This is a genomic window from Pseudomonas sp. HP_12 (assembly GCF_055283955.1).
Genome location: NZ_JBTOQG010000001.1, coordinates 188,165 through 208,587, shown reverse-complemented (window position 1 = coordinate 208,587; position 20,423 = coordinate 188,165). Strand labels below are relative to the sequence as shown.

Genomic DNA, 20,423 nt, shown 5'->3' with positions numbered 1-20,423 from the left:
ACGTCTTCCCGGCTGAAGCCGGTCCCACATGGGTACGGGATTTATTTGTGGGACCGGCTTTAGCCGGGAAGAGGCCTGTGTAAACACCCTCGATTTTGCGGTGTGGCAACTGACGCATTCCCGGCTAAAGCCGGTCTCACATTGGATGCATGCCGCCAATCAGCGCAAATTAGTCTTCGCCAATTCCAGCACCATGTCCGCTTTACCGTTCATCACAGCCTTGAGCATGAACAGGCTGAAGCCTTTCGCCTGGGCGAGTTTGATCTTCGGCGGCATGCCCAGTTCCTGTTTCGCGGTCACGACATCCACCACCACAGGCCCTGGATGTTCGAAGGCTTTCTTCAGCGCATTGGGCAGGTCCGCCGAGTCTTCCACGCGAATCCCCAGAATCCCCGCGCCAATGGCGATGTTGGCAAAATTGGTGCTGTTGAAGTCAGTGTCATGGGGCACGTAACCGCCTGCCTGCATTTCCATCGCCACAAACCCCAGCGAGCTGTTGTTGAACACCACCAGCTTGATCGGCAGGTTCAGTTGGCGGATCGACAGCAAGTCGCCCATCAGCATCGACAAGCCGCCATCACCGCACAGCGCTACCACTTGCCGTTGCGGGAACGCCGCTTTCGCGCCCAGCGCCTGGGGCATGGCATTGGCCATGGAGCCGTGGTTGAACGAGCCGAGCAGCGAGCGCTTGCCGTTCATGGTCAGGTAACGCGCCGCCCACAGGGTCGGCGTGCCGACATCGACGGTGAAGATCGCGTCCGGGTCGGCGTAGGCATCGACCAGTCGCGTCAGGTATTGAGGGTGAATCGGCTCGCCATGGCCTGACGGCGTGGCCAGTTCATCGAGCTCGTCGCGGGATTTGGCGTAATGATCCAGCGCCTTGTCGAGGAACTTGCGATCGGCGTGGGCCTTGAGGCGGGGCAGTACGGCGTCGAGGGTTTCAGCGACGCCGCCGGCCAGACCGAGGGCCACCGGCACGCGACGGCCGAGGGCCGTCGGATCGATGTCAATCTGGATGACGGTTGCTTTTTCCGGGTAGAAATTGCGGTATGGGAAGCTGCTGCCGAGGATCACCAGCGTGTCGCAGGCCATCATCGCGTGGTAGCCGGAGCTGAAACCGATCAGCCCGGTCATGCCGACGTCGAAGGGGTTGGCGTATTCGATGTACTGCTTGCCGCGCAGAGCGTGAACCACTGGGGCCGACAATTTTTCTGCCAGCGCCACCACCTGATCGTGGGCCTCGGCACAGCCAGCGCCCGCAAGAATGGTCACCGCCTTGGATGTGTCCAGCAGGTCCACCAGGCGTTGTAAATCGGCTTCGGCCGGGATGACCCGCGCAGGCGCGTGATCGACCCACAGGGGTTTGATGTCAGGCGCTGCGCTCAGGGCGACGTCGCCGGAAATCACGATGACCGCAACGCCGCGCTGGCTGATGGCCGCGCGCATCGCCCGCTCCAGCACCCGAGGGAACTGCTCGGGGGTACTGACGGTTTCGACGAAGTGGCTGCACTCCTTGAACAGGTCGGTGGGGTGGGTTTCCTGGAAGTAATTCAGGCCGATCTCGGAGGACGGAATCTGCGCCGCGATAGCGAGGACTGGCACACCGCTGCGATGGCAGTCATACAGGCCGTTGATCAAGTGCAGGTTGCCCGGGCCGCAACTGCCCGCACACACCGCCAGCTTGCCGGTGGACGCCGCTTCCGCCCCGGCCGCGAACGCCGCGACCTCTTCGTGACGGGTGTGCATCCACTTGATCTTGCCCAGACGCTGGAGGCTGTCGGTCAGACCGTTCAGGCTGTCGCCGCTGACGCCCCAGATCTTCGAGACGCCGGCTGCGGCGAGGGTTTGGGCGAGGTAATCGGCGATGGTTCTGCTGGACATGGGGCAAGTTCCTTGTCGAGTCGAATGAGCGCGCGGTGCCGGAACAGACATCACGCGTGGTCTCAAATCGACCCGTCACGCCGGGCACAGTTCAGTGCGTGTGGGCAAACGTGCCTACCCACCCACAGACGCCTGCCATCACACCGGCGGCTGGCCCGGCGCCTTGCTCGGCGCGGCGATCTGCACCTTGGGGTTGATTGGTGTGACACTCGGCGTCGCGTACTGCTGTTTCAGGTGACCGTCCTGATCCAGCAGCCAGGCATCGAGGATCTCCCGCACCACGGGACCCGCCACCCGTCCGCCCGCCTCGCCGTTCTCGATCATCACCGCGACGACAATCTTTGGATTGGCCGCGGGGGCAAAGCCGACGAACAAGGCGTTGTCGCGGTGCCGTTCCAGCGTCTTGTCGCGGTTGTAGCGTTCGCCCTGCTTGATCGCCACCACCTGCGCGGTGCCGCTCTTGCCGGCGATGCGGTACTGCGCACCTTGCGCGGCCGCACGGGCGATGCCGCGCGGGTCGTGCATCACCGCTTGCATGCCGTTGTTGACCTGATCCCACTCGTGGGAATCGCGCAGCACGATGTTCGGCATCGGATGCTCGTCCACCGGCGCCACGCCGCCGATTTCCTTGGCCAGATGCGGACGGTGCCAGATGCCCTTGCTGGCGATCAGGGTCGTCGCCTGGGCCAGTTGCAGCGGCGTCACCTGCATGTAGCCCTGGCCGATGCCGAGGATCACGGTTTCCCCCGGGAACCAGGCCTGACGCCGGGTGATGCGCTTCCATTCCTTGGACGGCATCAGCCCCGCCGATTCTTCGAACATGTCCAGCGAGACCTTCTGGCCGATACCGAACATGGTCAGGTAATCGTGAAGGCGGTCGATGCCCAGCTTGTGGGCCAGGTCATAAAAATAGGTGTCGTTGGAGCGCATGATTGCCGCGTACAGGTCCACCCAGCCATCGCCGCTGTGGTTCCAGTTGCGGTACTTGTGATCGAAATCAGGCAGCTGGAAATAGCCCGGGTCGAACACCCGCGTAGACGGCGTGACGACCCCGCTGTCCAGCCCGGCAATCGCCACTTCCGGCTTGATGGTCGAACCCGGCGCATACAAGCCGCGCAGCACGCGGTTGAACAACGGTCGGTCAACCGAATCCCGCAGCGCCGAATATTCCTTGAAGCTGATGCCGGTAACGAACAGGTTCGGGTCGAAGCTCGGCTTGCTGACCATCGCCAGCACTTCGCCGGTGGCCGGATCGATCGCCACCACTGAGCCGCGACGATCGCCCAAGGCATGTTCCGCCGCCTCTTGCAGCTTGATGTCCAGGCTCAGGGTGATGTTCTTTCCGGCCACCGGATCAGTGTGTTTGAGCACGCGCAATACACGACCTTGCGCGTTGGTTTCCACTTCTTCGTAGCCGACATGGCCATGCAGCTCGCTTTCGTAGAAGCGCTCGACACCGGTCTTGCCGATGGACTGTGTGCCGCGGTATTCCACCTGATCGAGCTGAGTCGCTTCCTTCTCGTTGATCCGCCCGACGTAGCCGATGGAGTGGGCGAAGTGCTCCGCCAGCGGGTAGTGGCGAACGAACTGGGCCTCGACGTCCAGCCCTGGCAGGCGGAACTGATTGACCGCCAACAGGGCGATCTGCTCTTCGGTCAGTTCATACAACAGCGTCACCGGCACGAAGCGGTGAGGCGAGTTTTTCATCGCCTTGTCAAAAATAATGCGGTCCTCGTCGGGCAGGTTGAGGATCTGCATCAGTTCGTCGATCACCGCATGCCAGTCGCCTGCGCGCTCGCGGGTCATGGTCAGGTTGAAGCTGGGCCGGTTGTCGGCGAGGATCACGCCGTTGCGATCGAAGATCAGCCCCCGCTCGGGCGGAATCGGCAGGACATGGACGCGGTTGTTTTCGGAGATGGTCGAGTGGTAGGCGAATTCGGTGACTTGCAGGAAGTACATGCGGCACACCAGCGCGACGCTGAGCATGGCCACGAACACGGCGCAGGCGATCAAGCGTTTGTTGACCAGCCGGGTTTCCTTCTCGTGGTCTTTTAAAGGTATTGGATCGGGCATTTCTGCAGCTACTCGGTGAACAGATGGACAGCACAGTCAGCACCCCGCGTGAATAGGCGGGACGCAAATGGCGTGCACGATACCAAGAAGTGCTCCTGGCGACGGACTCGGCTTTATGAAGATTCTGTCAGGTTCGAGCCGCCGCCCGCGCTGACACTCAAACCGTAAGGCCCGGTTGGGCGAAACGACACGCGCCGTCGCCGGCTCATTGTTACTCGAACGGACCGTGACTGTTACGGGATCGGTAAGAGTCATTTACAGAATTCACTCGCCGCAACACGTCGTAACACATCTATCATGCCAGTTGGCGTGAAAAAACAGGGATCAGTTACGGCAACTCCCCGCTCAGCGTGCGCTATTCGGCCGCCGGGCTGCCAGAGACCCAATGTCACACCCCGCCAAGAGCCACTTGCCGTGCACATCGTATGCGCGGCAACACCCGTGATAAAGAACGCAGAGCACAGCCCCGGCACGGACCATTCCCCAATGGCCTGTGGGGCGTGGTTTTGCAGGAGCCCTGAATGACAGAGAAATCCAAAGGCCTTACCCGCCGCCAGTTGCTCAAAGGTTCAGCCACGACGCTGGCCGTGGGCGCCGCCGCTACGGCCCACGCCGCCACCGTCGTTGGTGTTCCACAGTGGGTGCCCTTCGACCACAACGGTCCGATGCATTACGACACCCCCGGCTGGCAGTTCTTCACCGACGCCGAGGCCACTGCGGTGGAAGCCATTGTCGCCCGACTGATTCCCGCCGATGACCTCAGCGTCAGCGGCAAGGACGCCGGCTGCGCGGTGTTCATCGACCGTCAGCTGGCCGGCGAATACGGCACCTTCAGCCGTCTGTACATGCAGGGGCCGTTCGTTCAGGGCACGCCGATGCAGGGTGACCAGTCGGAACTGGTGCCGCGCCAGCGCTACCGTCTCGGCCTCGCCGGCCTCGAAGGCTATTGCCAGAAGCAGTTTCAGAAAAGCTTCAGCGGCCTGACCGCAGAACAACAGGACAAGGTCCTGACCGGTCTGGACAAGGCGGAAATCACGCTGGACGGCATCGACGCCAAGCTGTTCTTTCAGCAGGTGCTCGGCAACACCATGGAAGGCTTCTTTGCCGACCCGGTCTACGGCGGTAACCGCGACATGGTGTCGTGGAAAATGATCGGCTTCCCCGGTGCCCGCTACGACTACCGCGAGTACATCGGGCTGCACAACCAGAAGCTGAATCTGGTGCCGCTCTCCATCATCGGCAGCTCCGCCTGGACCAAGAAGGGTTAATTCGACATGGCCAAAAAACTACCTTCCACGGACGTCGTGGTTGTCGGGCTCGGCTGGGCCGGATCCATCATCGCCAATGAACTGGCTGACGAAAATCTGAAGATCATCGGTTTCGAACGCGGCCCTTGGCGCGACACCGCCGCTGATTTCAACGTCGCGTCGGCGGCGGACGAACTGCGCTACAACCGCCGTCAGGACCTGATGCTGAGGACCCGGCAAAACACCACGACCATTCGTAACAGCGTGACCGAGACAGCGCTACCCATGCGCAGCTGGGGTTCGTTTCACCCGGGCAATGGGACCGGCGGCGCAGGCAATCACTGGGCCGGCATCACCTTCCGTTTCCAGCCCCACGAATTCCGGCTGCACAGCCACCTGACCGAGCGTTATGGCAAGGAGTTGTCGCCTGAATTGACCCTGCAGGATTGGGGCACCGACTGGGACGAAATGGAGCCGTTCTACGCCAAGTTCGATCGCCTGGCGGGCATCTCCGGCAAGGCCGGCAATATCAAAGGCGTGATCCAGGAAGGCGGCAACACCTTCGAAGGCGCGCGCTCGGAGGAATACCCGAACCCGCCGACAGCACAGACTTACGCGCCGACGCTGTTCGCCGAAGCCGCGAAGAACCTGGGCTACAAGCCGTTCCCGGTGCCCTCGGCCTTGGTATCGCGTCCGTACGTGAACTCCCTTGGCGTGGCCATGGGTGCCTGCACCTTCTGCGGTTTCTGCACCAACTACGGCTGCGCCAACTACTCCAAAGCCAGCGCCATCACCACGGTGTTGCCGGTGCTGGTGCGCAAGCCGAACTTCACCGCGATGACCAACTGCGAAGTCCTGCGCGTGACCATGGACAGTAGCGGCAAGCGCGCCACCGGCATCGTCTACATGGATTCCAACGGCGAAGAGTGGGAACAACCCGCCGAACTGGTGGTGATCAGCGCCTTCATCTTCGAAAACGTGCGCCTGATGCTGCTCTCCGGCGTCGGCCAGCCATACGACCCGGTGACCAACACCGGCACCACGGGCCGCAACTACGCCTACCAGACCGCCAACAGCGTGCGCATGTTCTTCGATGACAAGAACTTCAACCCGTTTATCGGCGGCGGCGCCATCGGCATGGGCATCGACGAGTTCAACAACGACAACTTCGACCACTCGGGTCTGGGTTTCGTCGGCGGCGGCAGCACTCGCGTGACGCCGATCGGCGCCGCGCCCATCGACTCCCGCCCTCTCCCGCCCGGCACCCCGGCCTGGGGTTCGGAGTGGAAGAAAGCCACGGTGAAGAACTACGCCAGCACCATGTCCATCGGCTGCGAAGCAAGCAGCTACGCGACCCGCACCAACTACCTGTCGCTGGACCCGACCTATAAAGATCCGCTGGGTCGTCCGTTGCTGCGCATCACCTTCGACTTCCCGGAGAACGACCGCAAGATGGCCGCTTACGTCACCGGCAAGGTCGGCGAAATCGCCAAGAGCATGAACCCGCGGCATATGGTGCCCAGCTCCCAGCAAGGGCATTGGAACAGCGCGCCGTATCAGTCGTCGCACATCGTCGGCGGCTTCATCATGGGCGCCGACCCGAAAAACAGCTCGGTGAACAAGCACCTGCAAGTGTGGGGCGTGCCGAACCTGTTCGTGGTCGGCTCTTCCGCCTTCCCGCAGAACCCGGGCTACAACCCGACCGGCACCGTCGCGGCGCTGGCCTTCAAAGCGGCGGATGCCATCCGCACCCGCTACCTCAAGCGTCCAGGGGAGATGATCAGCGTATGAAGACTCTTCTGACGGTCTGCGCAGGCGTTATCGGCCTGTCTGTTTCCCTGGCTCATGCCGCAACCGGCGCCGATTCCTACAACATCGTGGAAAAAGGCCGCTATCTGACCACTCTGGGCGACTGCACCGCGTGCCACACGATCCCGGGCAAGCCGCTGTTCTCCGGTGGCGTGATCCTCGACACGCCGTTTGGCAAGCTGGCCGGCGCCAACATCACCCCGGACCCGGCGACCGGCATCGGCCGCTGGAGCTTCGAGGATTTCCAGAACGCCATGTCCAAGGGCCACGGCCTGGACGGCAAGCGTTTGTACGGCGCCATGCCGTTCACCGCGTACACCAAGGTGCTGCGTGAGGACAATCTGGCGATCTTCGCGTACCTGAAAACGGTCGACCCGGTGGAAAACAAGGTTGAAACCAACCAGCTGCCCTTCCCCTTCAACGTGCGCACCAGCTTGATCGGCTGGAACCTGATCAACTTCAAGGAAGGCGAATTCAAGGCCGATCCGCAGAAGTCCGAGCAGTGGAATCGCGGCGCGTATCTGGTGGAAGGTCTGGGCCACTGCGGCACGTGCCATACGCCGAAGAACCTGATTGGCGGTGACAAGAACGATCAGTTCCTCACCGGCGCCAATCTGCAGAGCTGGGTCGCACCGAACATCACCTCCACTGGCCACGATGGCATTGGTGCGTGGAGCGAGGCGGACATCGTCAAGTACCTGAAGACCGGCGCAAACCGTTTCGACATCGCCTCCGGGCCAATGGCCGAGGAAGTCGAGCATTCTTCGCAGCACTGGAAGGATGAGGATTTGCTGGCGGTGGCGGTGTACTTGAAGGACGGTGCCAAGCCGGTTGAGGCGGCCAAGCCAGTCGCTGCGGATGATGCGGCGATGGTGGCGGGCAAGGCGATTTATGCGGATCGCTGCTCGGCGTGCCATACCCCGACCGGTGAAGGCGCGGCCAATCTGTTCCCGAAACTGGCGTTGGCGCCGTTGGTGAATAGCAACGATCCGTCGTCACTGATTCGTGTGGTGCTGGCGGGCAGTCGTGCGGGTGCGACGGATGCTGCGCCGACGGCTCCGGCGATGCCGGCGTTTGGCTGGAATCTGTCGGATGAGAATGTGGCGGATGTGCTGACGTATGTGCGTAATACGTGGGGCAATGCGGCGCCGGCGGTGTCCGGTTCGGATGTGAAGGATGTGCGTGAGGGGTTGAGGGCGAAGTAGTTTTTCCGCCTGCCTGACGATGGAGATCAAGATCAAGATCAAAATCAAGAGCGTCTGCCTGGGGGCAGACGTTTCGCCTTCGGCGAGTTACTTGATAAAGCCCCAAGTAACCAAGGGCTTGTGCTCCTGGTTTGGCCCTTCCTTCGTCAGGGTTCCTTCACTCCGGTCTCGCTCCGTGGGCCCGCGCCGAACGGACATCCATGTCCTGACGGCGCTCTCGCCGCATCCATGCGGCTCGGCCCACTCCACGAAACCTCCGTTCAGCCTGCACCCAAGTCGCGATTTGTGGTGTCTGAACTTTTTGCGTTTGAAGATCAAAAGCTTCCCGGCTAAACCCGGTCCCACTGGCTGCGCGCGTTGCTTTTAGTGGGACCGGCTTTAGCCGGGAAGAGGCCTGTTTGCGCACCGATATCGTCGGAGGGTGAGCTGGATACCCGCCCATCATTCACTTGTACGATGTCTTATCACGAGGTATTACTAGCGTCCCGTAAAAAAATAATAGAACGGAGATCGCTACATGGACTCATCCCTGTCCGCCTTGCCCCCGCACGCTGAAACCGCTGGTCACTCAAGCGGCAACACGCGCCGCAGCTTCCTGAAAAAATCCCTCGCTGTCTCTGCCACGCTGGCCACCGTCGGCACCGCCGCCCTGCCCCGCCTCGCTTCTGCTGCAGAGCCTTTGAGCCAGCGATACCCGGATCCGCTCATTCACATTCTCGACGACAGCTTTCTCGAACTGCGGGTCTTCAACGCCAGCGTGGAAAAACTCGCCACCGGCATGCGTTGGGCCGAGGGGCCGGTGTGGGTCGGCGACGGGCGTTACTTGCTGGTCAGCGACATCCCTAACAACCGCATCATGCGTTGGGACGAAATCACTGACACTTTCACGGTGTACCGCGAGCATTCCAACTTCTCAAACGGCATGTGCCGCGATCGTCAGGGACGCCTCATCGTCTGCGAAGGTTCGACCACGACCAGCGAAGGCCGGCGCATCACCCGCACGGAATACAACGGCACCATCACCGTGCTGGCCGACAGCTTCGACGGCAAGCCCTTCAACTCCCCCAACGACATCGTCTGCAAAAGCGACGGCTCGATCTGGTTCAGCGACCCGCCCTTCCAGACCAGCAACAACTACGAAGGCCACAAAATCACCCCGACCCAGCCCCACGCCGTCTACCGCATCGACGGCGAGAGCAGGAAAGTCACCCGGGTGATCGACGACCTCGCCGGCCCCAACGGCCTGTGCTTCTCCCCTGACGAAAAGACCCTGTACGTCGTCGAAGGTCGCGCCAAACCCAACCGCCTGATCTGGGCCATCGCGGTCAAGGACGACGGCACCCTGGGCGAACGCCGCAAACACATCGAAGGCCTGGACTACGCCGCCATCGACGGCATGAAGTGCGACGAAGCGGGCAACCTTTGGTGTGGCTGGGGCGGCAACGGCGACCCCAAGGCCGACCTCGAAAAACTCGACGGCGTGCGGGTCTTCAACCCCCAGGGCAAGGCCATCGGGCACATCTCGCTGCCAGAACGCTGCCCGAACTTGTGCTTCGGCGGACGCGAAGGGAATCGGTTGTTCATGGCGAGCAGTCACTCGATTTATTCGCTGTTTGTGAATACGCGCGGGACTGCGTTTGCGGTTTAAGGGGCTGGCTGGATCACAAGACGGTCAAACGACCGTCTACCTGCGCACTGCTCTTGGACTAAAGGGGACCGTCCCCTTAAGGATTTAAGTGTCACAGTCCGAAAATATGAAGATGTCCAAGTTGAAATGCCTCGCTCAGCTCAACTTCCTCATTAACGTCCCCCTCACTCAAACACTTGCATGGCCTATTCTCCAGCGCTACGCGCACCAGGTCATGTAGCGCCGACGATTTAAAATTGACCTCAAGCCATAGTGTACTGTCATCATCATGGCTCAAGCGTGCGTCATAATCCGCTTTAGTCTTAGAATTTTGATCTTTCAAGTACAAAAATTCTTGATCTGCTCGAACGCAAGACTCACTCGCCTTTAAAAAATCCATAATGCGCTGAGCTGTAAGATCGTTGGAAAACACCAGTCTATATTCATGACTCATGAGCCGTGCGGCCTCCCTCGGACTGTGTGTAAATCAATGGAATTAAGAATGCCGATATGACTTTTGTTTGGATCCGTCGTGCCGGTGCCATGATCATCTAGAGTGTTTCCATAAGGATTAACTTTATTGAGCGAAAGGAGTCCGACCCCTTTAACAGCCCCTCTAAGCCTGATTGGTCACAGGCGAGCGAGATTTTCTGCCCCGAACGCAGGATAGGTCTGTCATAGGGTGCCGGTGCAAAAGATCGGTATTGCACCTGGCGTTGCGAGTTGCGCCTGCTCACCGGTCTTACGCCCAAATATCAAGTTCTCCATGGCTTGAACAAAGCCCAGTCCCTGTATCCAAAGCCCGTCGTGGATGAGGCTCAAGAGGTAGCAGCAACCCTTTTCGTCGATCAACAGCGCGCCGTGGCCGTGATGGACTTCGGCGATGCTCACCAAGGTAGTGCCCAGGCGTTGCTGCCACTCAAGGAAATCTTCGCTTCCATGCAGATGTTCAAATGTGCCAAAGGCGACATCACTGGTAGCACACTCCTCTCCTGCGCCGCAGATGCCCACCTGCACCCCGGCAAGCTGTTCAAGTAGAGCAGCGGCAGGATGCTCGGGTGGAACGTAATGCGGTAGTGGTATGGTGGAAGTGCTGGGCCAGCCTGCGGCAAGAAACAGTGGGCTCAGGCTTTCAGGGAGTTCGATTAGCGGGGGTACGTTCAATGTGTCGGTCACGATTTTACCAAGCTGTTAGTGGGAGATATAAAGAAAAAATAAAGGAGTCTGTCCCATTCGAACACGCTGGAATCGGATCGGATCGGTCAGGCCGACTTCTTCGGCGAATTCAGAGAGTTAAAGGGTCCGTCCCCTTCAACTCTGTAATGTTGGAGGATGCTTAAGACGAAAGGCCTTATGTAATGGAACTTCATCATCTTGCTCCCCACCCTCTAAGCATCTGTATTGTTTGGTGTCAATTGCAGCCTTCAGCAACTCGTATAAATTCGGGGATCGAAAGCCTACTTCGAGCCAGAGTGAATTAGAGTCCTCTAGCGTTAGTCTCACATCATAGGCTGCTTCACTGTTCACACTCAGCTCTTTCAAGCAAATACATTCGCCAGCCGCACCAATGCATGCCGTACTGGTTTTCACCGAGTCAAGGACATTGCGAGCTGAAAACGAGTCCTCGAATACTAATCTGAATTCATGGCTCATAATCCGCGTGGTCTCCCCCGGACAATAGGTAAGTCTTTAGGGTTACGAATACCAATATGGTACTTATCTGGATCGGTTGTTATCTCTCCTTTATCGTCAAGCTGGTTTTCACATGGGTCCTCTTTGTGCATGTGCGAGTTAAAGGGGTCTGTCCCCTTTAGCCCAAGATCAACACGTTCGTGCCTAGTGCCTTCCACTCTAAAGGTGTGACTGATAAAAGCATCTGCGCCTCCGCACTTACTCGCATTATCGATATATTTTCCGCCTTTTTGAAAGCATCGTCACGGATGGCAAGATCCTTCCTGAGAAGTGTTGCCTTTAACTCACTCAGATTTTGCTTAGAGTTAACGGGGTCCGTACCCTTTAGCCTCTTAAGCCAGCTAAAGGGGCAGCGCACTTTCGCTTTTTATCTGCACAATTAAGAGGGTTCACCCCCTATAATGCTCTACATTAATAAAAGATTAACTCGCGGACGCTGTTCACGAAACGAATCTCGGCATCACCGCCCACTATTTCTTCAAACTCTCTAAAAAAGAAGTCCAAGTCCTTTGAGAACACAAAGAATGCATCACGACCATGCTCTCCAGACACCAATGCTCGTAGTATGTAGTGGCAGCTTTCATGTAGTGCTTCATACAACTCTTTTCCGTTTATCGATAAATATTGAGCCTGAACAATACTAGCTAGCATCGAACTTTTAGGCATTGTTGTGGGCCTATGCCTCGAGATCACGTTGTGTTTCCTGAGGTCTTTGTCATACTGCATATGTTCTTGAACCAGCCTTTCGAATTTGCCGGCTTTACCTCGAAACAGGAGCCGAGGCATTCCTTCGACGTCTTCCGCCAGTGGTATTTTTATACTCAAATTATTTATATCGACTGAATAGCATTTTGATACAAGCGCTTTTATAGCCGCTTCACCTTGGGCCGTCGTTCCGAAGCCAACCCCTCCTTGCAGATTCGTAGCCATCACCAAGGCGAACTCGTCAGTATCATCCGCGGACATTTCTCTTATAAAATCGTTAGCATGATTTTTAAACTCACCAAATTCGGCTTTAAAGCATAAGATCTTGTAGTATTTCATATCAGATTCCTTTACGTCCTGCCGGGTAGGTGAACACTATTACCGCACCCTTTGTATTTGTGGCGTGAACATGTGGAATTTCATGGTGAGCTGGTTGATCATCTCCGACCAAGTCAGGGTGCCCATCTGGATGCTCGAACACCTCTGCTACACCATTTTTATCCCTGCGCCCTAGCGTGGTGATCCCGCGACTTTTCATACAGTTGCAATTCACTCCATGGCTACTCAGGTTGAGATCTTTCATTGGGATCGCCTCCCCACCTCTACCTAACCGCGGTACCTGAGCATGTTGCTGGGCCTTTTTCATTGCGCTCCTACGGCTATTTGTTGCGACAACTTTTTGCAAACCGAGTGGGTCGATCCAACCCGTCGGATTTGAAACGTAGTGATAGAGATTCAGCCCGCCACTGTAGCCAATCGGATCCTTGCTGATAAACCGCCCGACCTTTGGATCATAGTACCGATGGCGGTTGTAGTGCAGGCCGGTCTCGTGGTCGTGGTATTGGCCCTGGAATCGGATGGGGTTGGTCAGGCCGATTTGTTGGGCGAATTCAGAGCGCTGTTCTTGTGCTTCGCCCCACGCTTTGTATTGGGCGCTCCAGACGATGTTGCCGTTTTGGTCGGTGATTTCCTGGGGCGTGCCGAGGTGGTCGCATTGGTACCAGGCGAGGACGTCGATTGGCAGTGCGACCGGTTTGTAGTTCCAGAGCGGATCTTCCTTGAAGTTGTAGCGGCCGGTGTAAGTTGGCTGGCTGACGAGACGAATCGTTTCGTGGCGGATGGCCTGGGCCACCGGGACGAAGGTGCCGGGTTCGTGGATGTAGTGGACGGTTCGGCCGAGGGCGCCGGCGTATGGCGGCGGACTGCTTTCCCAGGCGAGGTTGTCTCCGTCCCAGCCGTATAAGGTGAAGCCGCAGCCGAGCTCGCGCTCTTTGCGGGCGTGTTCGTTTTCATTCCAGCCGGTGCCGGCTTCTGGTCGCGGTCGGTAATGGGCTTTTGAGAGTTTGTAGAGGCGACGTCCGAGGGGGTCGTAGCCGAAGTCGACAGTGAGGCGCGGATCGCGGAAGTGCACCAGACGATCGAATAGGTCCCAGTGCAGTTCGCTGCGCAGGCCGTTGGTCCAGCGCTCGGTCTGGTTGCCGCGTTCGTCGTATTCGTAGTGGTTGCCGGCGTAGTCGCGGAGCAGGTTGTCCACGAGTTTATGGCGGACAGGTTCGGGGTCTAGAGGGCGGCGCACGGGTGCGGCGCTGTCGTTGAGCAAGTTGCTCGCAGGGTCGAAGGCGAAGGTTTCCAGGCCCAGGCGGCTGGTAGCGCTGAGCAAACGACTGACTGGGTCGTAGCGGTAACTTAATTGGCCGCGACGGCTGTCATTGATGTCGGTGAGTTGGCCAGCTGCGTCGTATCGGTAAGCACGTTTGATCAGGACGGATTTATCGTCGCTGCGCCCTAACAATTGTTTCTGCAGGCGTCCCGCTGGGTCCCAAGTCTGGGTTTGCAACAGTTGGTTGCCCTGATGACGGGCGACCTCTCGGTGTAAATCATCGCGCTCGTAACTGAGCAGTTCGTGCTCGTCGAGCTTCAAGCCGAGCAGATGGCCACTGCCGTAGGTCAGCCAGCTGACGCGATGGCCGTCCGGGCGAATGGTGGCAATGCGGTTGTTGAGCGCGTCGTACTCATGCTGCCACACGGCAACCAGTGGTTTATCCAGGTTCGAGTAATGCTGGTGCTCTCGCAGCAGATTGCCAGCCGGGTCGTGAAACCATTGCAGTTTGCTGATGGCGTTGGTCGCCATGACCAGATGGCCGTTGCCGTCGTAGGCGAAGGTTTCGCTTTGGGCTTGTTCGCCGAGGGTGGCGCGGCGTTCGGTGAGACGGCCCATGGGGTCGAAGGTCAGCGCAATCGTGCGCTGGCCGTTCACCGTCTGAGCAAGACTTCCTGTTTCGGGATCGTATTGATAGCGAGTCGAGCGACCGTCGAAGCCGCTTTCTTCCAGCACCCTGCCGACCGGATCGTAGTGAAAGTGCGCGCGGCGTTCATTTTCGTTTTCTAGCGCTACCAGTCGGCCAAGCTTGTCCCAGCGATAGCGCAAGGTTTGTTCGGCGGCGTCGACGCGTTCGGCGATGAAGCCGGCAGCGGTGTAACGCCATGTGGTGCAGCGTTCAAGGCCATCGGAATGAGCCAGCAAACGACCTTCGCCGTCCCGGTTAAAGCGTTCTTCGGTTTTGTCCGGGTGTTTGATCAACACCAACTGGCCTGATTTGTATTCGTAAGCGGTGCTATGCCCGGCCGGGTCGGTGAAGCGGATCATCTGGCCGCGTTCGTCGTATTCCCAGCTACTCACCTTCCCCGAGCAGTCGGTGTACTTAGCGAGTTGTCCGGCGTCGTTGTAGGCCAACGACTTGGTATTGCCGTTGGCGTCCTTGATCGCCGTAGGAAGGCCAAACGTGTTGTAGGCGTATTCGGTCACCATCTCTAACGGATCAATCGCCTCAACGAGATTGCCGCGAAGGTCATAGTCCCGTTTCCACAGCCCGCCTTCGCCATCGCTGATCTTGATCAGATGGCTTTTGTTGTCGTAGGCGTAATTGATGACGCTGTGATCAGCCCGGGTGTGCTCGGTCAGGTTGCTGAGTTTGTCGTAGCGATAGCGGTCGGTACTGCCGTCGGTATGAACGTGGCGGATGATGTTCTTCGCGGCGTCACGGAAGAACCATTCGGAACGGCCATCGGCATGACAAATGCGGTAGGTGTAACCCAGGCTGTCGTAGTAATGCCGGGTTTCATGACCCAAAGCGTCAGTGACGTAGGTCAGACGGATGTTTTCATCCCACGCCAGTCGGGTTTCGAAACTGCCGTCATCGGCCCATTCGCGAATAGCCTTTGCGTCGGGACCTGTTCCCTGCCATTGCAGATTCAAACCACGATTGGTGCGGTCGGTATAGCGGGTAATCAGGTGGTCTTGATACTGATAACGCCAGGCAGCGCCGTTCTCATCCTGGGCCAGAACAAGGTCACCGAAATCGTCGTACTGATAGGCACACAGTTGGCGTTTGACGTCGCCATCACGAACCTCCCAAAGACCGGTGAGACGCCCCTGATCATCGATCAAAGTGCCCAGGCGCAGATGAACTTTGTTGACGTCTTTTTCCGAGTAAGTGACTAACTCGGAGAGCACCATCCGATCTCCATGGCGATGCTCGTGATGCAACATAACCCCGGCGCCGTTGGGCAAAACCTTGTTAATCAGAACAAAACGGTTACCCCGCTGAACATAGGTTTCCCTATGCTCAAGCCCCCGCATCAGCACCAACCGATCTTTGCTGAGGCGAATGACGGTCAGGTTCTCAATGGCATTGAAGTGAAAGAGTTTTACCTTGGGAAGAGGGAACTCATGGCTGCGTCCGTCGAAGTCATGAAACACCAAACCGTCGTCAACGAGATCGAAACGTGTAGTAAACGCCGTAATCCAGCGCGCACCGATAAGATCATCATCAAACGCATCAAGACTCGAACAGTAAGTCCGCGTCCACTCAATCGGAAAAGGCCCTGGCAGGCTGAAATCGGTATGGCTAACCGACTCCGAACCCATCGCAAAACTGATGCTCCTCGCCGTCGACCCACAGGCACATTCACAAGGGCACGGACACGTACAGTTCTTCCGCTTGTTAGGCCGGGCTTTCGCAGGCTTCTCGAATCCAACCGTTTCCAGCTTCCCTTCGCCGCCCTGGCGCCTGGCCTGATTAACAACCCCCGGCTTGATGTTAAAGGCTTGCCCATGCCCATTGCGCGAACGCCAACTGACCAGGGCGTCACCCAGCATGAGCAGCAGCGAACCAATGGAATTCTGAACCCCAGGATCCGCCAGACCAGTAATCCTGGTGCGAAGCTCCGGCCCCATGGCGCGCAACAATTTGGCCTGTCTGACTATCTCCGCCTTAACCGCGTCAGGCACCAAATGCTCGACGGCGCCGTTAACCGCACCCTTACCCGCAGCAACGCAAACATCCGCAGCCGCCGCAAAAATGTTGCCAATGGCAGCCTTGGGGTCATAGGCCCACTGATCCCCAGCGGCCTGAACCCACTGCTCGGCCTCAAGCAAATCAGCCTTGGCGTTCAGCTTCGGGTCAACCAGCTGTTCAAGACCGGCAGCGATCTCAAGGAGCACGCCTTCCCCAAGTTTCCCGGCATCCTCAAGAATCCCCGGAAGCTTCCCCTGCGCCTGCGTCACAAAGTCATCAAGCGTCCCGACGATGTCCGCATTGAGGTGCCCGATCAGCACCTCGATCAGCGAATCACCCAGCACCATCTTGCCCGCCTGACGCATCTCCTGGCGCACCAGAAACAGCGTCGGCCGCAGGCTCATCCGCGCTGCCGCCATGGTGGGCGGCGTTGGCAGCACACCAATCAGATTGATGCCCAAACTCACCCAATCCAGCGGGTCGCGCTTCTCGCTCGTCGCCAGCCGAACGATGTCATTGAGCGCATCGACCAGTGCCATGATGTTGCCCACCACGGGCAAAAAGCCCGCAGCGTTCTTGATCCGCTCAAGCGAAACGACCCCGCCGCTGATGTCCTGCAGCCAGGCATCGACATTGGCCGCACCCGCCCCGACGTCCTCAAGCTGAATCAGATCAAGCGGAACAATCGCCACCTGAGCTTCGCGCTCTCCAATGCCCGCGCTCATGACAACTTCTCGCCGGCCAGCAGGCCGGACACTTCAAGCAAGCCCTCATCCACCGTGGGCACTGGCAGGCTCGGAAGCTTGCCGCTTTTGATCATCCCGCTCAGAAGGCCTGAAGCGATCGGCAGAGCCGCAGTCGCCAGCGGCGGCAAGCCGAAACCCGCCGCCCCAGCGTCAACAGCGGCCGTCATGACGTGCGCAACATCCCAGTTCTTGCTCGGCAGCCCCTCGCTAACCTCCGTCTCTAACAGCGCCGGAACCTCCCCCGCACTCGGCGGCAGGACCGGCCATTCGGGCTTGCCGATGAAGCTGCTCTCCGTCCAGGTGTCCGCCGGGTCTTTGCCGAAGGACACCCGTCCAGGCCCGGGTGCAGCACCGGGAACGGTCGCGAATCCCTTGGCATCAAGGGACCCTTTAAGGCGCTGGCCCAAGGCATCGATCACCTCGAAACCCCCGCCCTGAATCCCTTGCTGCCCCGCGTACTGGTTGAATAACTCAAGGTCGCCCTGCCCCGGCTTCGGGGGCTCGGGGAACACGCCCGCGAGGTTTTTCGCCGAGGTGTAGGCGAAGTTGGCGGCATGGGCGGTGTACGGACCGGTGGTGACGTGGGTGATGCCGGCGGCGTTGTAGGTGGTGGCGCTGCCGCCGCCCTGAATCACCAATTCGGTTTTGGCGGTGAGGGTGATGCGCTCGGCGTTGGCGGTGATGTTGAGTTTGGCCAGCAGGTTGATGCTGTCCTTCAGGGCGCGCACGTCGATGTCGCCGGACGCCGCAACCAGACGCCAGCCGAGGCTTTGCACGAACAGACGCATGCCTTGGCTGGCGCTGGCCAAAAGGCGTTTACCCACGGAAAAGCTGGTGTGCCCTGTGCTGCTCAACGCCAGGTGCTCGCCGGTGGCGATGTGGCTTGAACGCGGCGTGGTCAGGGCGATGCCGGCCGGGCTGGCGAGGACCAGATGCGGTTCGGTGAATTCGGGAAACTCGTTGGCACTTTTGTTCGCGGGGCCGCTGCCGAGCACGCCCTGATGCTGGGCGTGCAGCGCTTTGGCGACGTCATCCTGATCGCCGGGCTCCTGGGCTTCCAATTCCTTGGCCTGCAGCGCGAAGCCGTCCTGCTGATCGGCGGCAGTGGCCAGGCGTTCGGCGGTTTCCGGCAAGTCCTTATGGTGCTTCGACTCGTTGGGACGCGGCTCGGTGGTGATCAACAAACCTGCAGCGGCGCGCACGGCGCCATGGCGGTCGGTGCGCAACTCGAAACCCTCGCCCCTGGGCTGGCCGCCGGCGGGTCGCGGATGGGTCAGGTAACCGAGGTTGATGGCACTGGCACCGTGATCGCTGCGCAGGGCAATGCTGATCTCGCTGGTGGTGTCGTCGATGCGCAGTTCGTTGGCGCGGCCCCCCTTGTATTCCTTGCTCTTGACCGTGGCCACGGTCTTGAAATCGGGCAGTTTGTAAGGCGGCAAATGAGCGCCGTGGTACAGGCAACCGGTGATGAGGGGCTGGTCGGGATCGCCTTCGAGGAAGGTGATCAGAACTTCCATGCCGACCCGCGGCAGGTTGATCGCACCGAAGTTCTGGCTGGCCCAGTTCGAGGCCACGCGCATCCAGCAGCTGGTCTTGTCGTTGTGCTGGCCGTCGCGGTCCCAGAAGAACTGAACCTTCACCCGGCCATGCTGATCGCAGTAAATCTCCTCCCCTTCGGGCCCGGTGACCACGGCGCTTTGTGTGCCCAGCACCTTCGGTTTCGGGTGCTCCAGCGGTGGTCGGTAGTGGACGTCCCACGGCGTCGCGCTGAAACGGTTGCGATAGCCCTGATGGAAATCGCTTTTCACGTCAGTGACGTCGCTGGTGATGACCTCTTCCAGCACCTGGGGCTGCTTGCCTTCGTGGAAAACTTCGGTCAGCAGCCACAGGTCGTTCCACAGCGGGTTGGCGTGCCCGGTCAGGGCGAGAAAATGGCCACTGACCAGCCGCGGTTGATCGCTGCTGCCTTCGGCGAGCCGGTAGTCGCTGCGGTGGCGCTCGAGGGCGCGATTGGCCAGATGGCGGCCACGTTCGCGATCGGCGAAGCGGCCGGGGTAGTCATAATCTTCGAGGTCGGGAACGGCCGCACTTTTGGCTGTGCTCTCCAGTTGAAACTTCGGTTTGGTGAAGTCGTAATCGCGGCGCGTGGTGCGGCTGGTGCGGGTGTTCATGCGCAGGCCGAAGCGCTTGATCACCTGGGCATCGGCGACCAGCCCGGTGTCCTGTTGGTAGAGCACCGGCGCCAGCTTCGGGAACACCGTCTGGTCGTCGCCGAACACCAGCAGATGGCCCTTGGCGCTGTGCTGAAAATGAAAGTGAATGCCTTCCTCTTCGCACAGCCGCTGGATGAAATGCAGGTCAGATTCGTCGTACTGCACGCAGTAGACGCGCTCGGGGTAGGTCGCGCCGAGCTGGAACCGGTAATCGATGGCAAGAATGCCGTGCTCTTCCAGGACCTGGCTGATGATCTGCTGCACCGTCATCTGCTGGAAAATCCGCTGATTGATCCGGTGCGCCAGATAAGCCAGCTGCGGTCGCAGGGAAATCCGATAGCGGGTCAGGCGCTTGCCGGCATCACCCTGGGCGATGCTGTAAACCAGCCCGTGAACCCCGGTGCCGTCCTCGGCCAGCTGCAGAAACGTCTGCGCGTGCAGCAGGCTTTCCAGATCGAGCGCTGACTTTTCGCTGACCAGCTCCAGCTCGAATTCGAAGGGTTGGTTGAGGCGCTCCCGACCGGTGAAAGACAGCACTTGAAACAACGTGTCCTGCCCGTTGAGGGTCAGGCTGAATTGGGCTTGGTTGGCCGGTGCGAACATCCCTTGTTCCTTATGCGCTGTTGCGGCAGACGTCGATGCAAAGGGGGTGATCAACGGCTGCAAATGCGTGGAAGGACAGCGAACCGCCGGGCGTCGGCGGTGCTCTCCGCGGTCTGAAAATCACGACCGATCGGGGTTGATCGCGCATTCAGAAGACGACGGAGATATCAAGGGCCGTGCCAGCAGGCGCGCGGCCCTTGTGCCACAAGGGTTTGCGGGGGGTTCTTGCGAGCTGTGCGAGATGCCTGGTCAGAATTCACGGGAAATATGCGCAAGAAGTTGCGCACCCCTGCGCAAGTTCTTGCGCACTCCCCTGCAGCCCAC

General features: G+C 59.4%; 11 protein-coding genes. 4 read left to right on the top strand and 7 right to left on the bottom strand.

Annotated features, from left to right (window positions below):
* Window positions 1–159: 159 nt before the first annotated feature.
* Entirely contained in the window at window positions 160–1,881 is a 1,722-nt protein-coding gene (gene poxB / locus ACYASU_RS00880) for a ubiquinone-dependent pyruvate dehydrogenase (RefSeq protein WP_463581614.1), read from the bottom strand.
* Between the two features lie 138 nt (window positions 1,882–2,019).
* Complete coding sequence (gene mrdA / locus ACYASU_RS00875; RefSeq protein WP_192172219.1) at window positions 2,020–3,954, bottom strand: penicillin-binding protein 2; 1,935 nt, start codon at window positions 3,952–3,954, stop codon at window positions 2,020–2,022.
* Window positions 3,955–4,475: 521 nt separating this feature from the next.
* Between mrdA and ACYASU_RS00870 the strand changes: the two genes are divergently transcribed.
* The 4 genes from ACYASU_RS00870 to ACYASU_RS00855 all read left to right on the top strand — a co-directional run bounded on the left by ACYASU_RS00870 (window position 4,476) and on the right by ACYASU_RS00855 (window position 9,863).
* The gene (locus ACYASU_RS00870) at window positions 4,476–5,222 is read left to right on the top strand and encodes a gluconate 2-dehydrogenase subunit 3 family protein (RefSeq protein ID WP_463581613.1); all 747 of its coding nucleotides are present in this window, start codon (window positions 4,476–4,478) and stop codon (window positions 5,220–5,222) included.
* Between the two features lie 6 nt (window positions 5,223–5,228).
* On the top strand, window positions 5,229–6,992 hold the full coding sequence (locus tag ACYASU_RS00865; RefSeq protein ID WP_463581612.1) for a GMC family oxidoreductase: 1,764 nt from the start codon (window positions 5,229–5,231) through the stop codon (window positions 6,990–6,992).
* Window positions 6,989–8,215, top strand: coding sequence for a c-type cytochrome (locus ACYASU_RS00860; protein WP_192172222.1), 1,227 nt, complete (start codon window positions 6,989–6,991; stop codon window positions 8,213–8,215). Before ACYASU_RS00865 ends, ACYASU_RS00860 begins: the two co-directional genes overlap by 4 nt.
* A 517-nt stretch (window positions 8,216–8,732) precedes the next feature.
* Window positions 8,733–9,863 carry an SMP-30/gluconolactonase/LRE family protein gene (locus ACYASU_RS00855; protein ID WP_463581611.1) on the top strand — a complete coding sequence of 377 codons (1,131 nt, stop codon included), beginning with the start codon at window positions 8,733–8,735 and terminating at the stop codon, window positions 9,861–9,863.
* Between the two features lie 91 nt (window positions 9,864–9,954).
* Here the strand turns inward: ACYASU_RS00855 and ACYASU_RS00850 are convergent, their stop codons facing one another.
* The 5 genes from ACYASU_RS00850 to ACYASU_RS00830 form a co-directional block, all read right to left on the bottom strand.
* Window positions 9,955–10,296: a hypothetical protein gene (locus ACYASU_RS00850; protein ID WP_463581610.1), complete on the bottom strand. Its 342-nt coding sequence runs from the start codon at window positions 10,294–10,296 to the stop codon at window positions 9,955–9,957.
* A 221-nt stretch (window positions 10,297–10,517) separates the two neighbouring features.
* Window positions 10,518–11,018: an SUKH-3 domain-containing protein gene (locus ACYASU_RS00845; RefSeq protein ID WP_463581609.1), complete on the bottom strand. Its 501-nt coding sequence runs from the start codon at window positions 11,016–11,018 to the stop codon at window positions 10,518–10,520.
* A 927-nt stretch (window positions 11,019–11,945) separates the two neighbouring features.
* Window positions 11,946–12,578, bottom strand: coding sequence for a hypothetical protein (locus ACYASU_RS00840; RefSeq protein ID WP_463581608.1), 633 nt, complete (start codon window positions 12,576–12,578; stop codon window positions 11,946–11,948).
* 1 nt (window position 12,579) lies between these two features.
* Complete coding sequence (locus ACYASU_RS00835; RefSeq protein ID WP_463581607.1) at window positions 12,580–17,262, bottom strand: RHS repeat-associated core domain-containing protein; 4,683 nt, start codon at window positions 17,260–17,262, stop codon at window positions 12,580–12,582.
* Window positions 17,259–20,099, bottom strand: coding sequence for a type VI secretion system Vgr family protein (locus ACYASU_RS00830; RefSeq protein WP_463581606.1), 2,841 nt, complete (start codon window positions 20,097–20,099; stop codon window positions 17,259–17,261). The genes ACYASU_RS00835 and ACYASU_RS00830 overlap by 4 nt, the downstream gene beginning before the upstream one ends.
* Window positions 20,100–20,423: the final 324 nt, after the last annotated feature.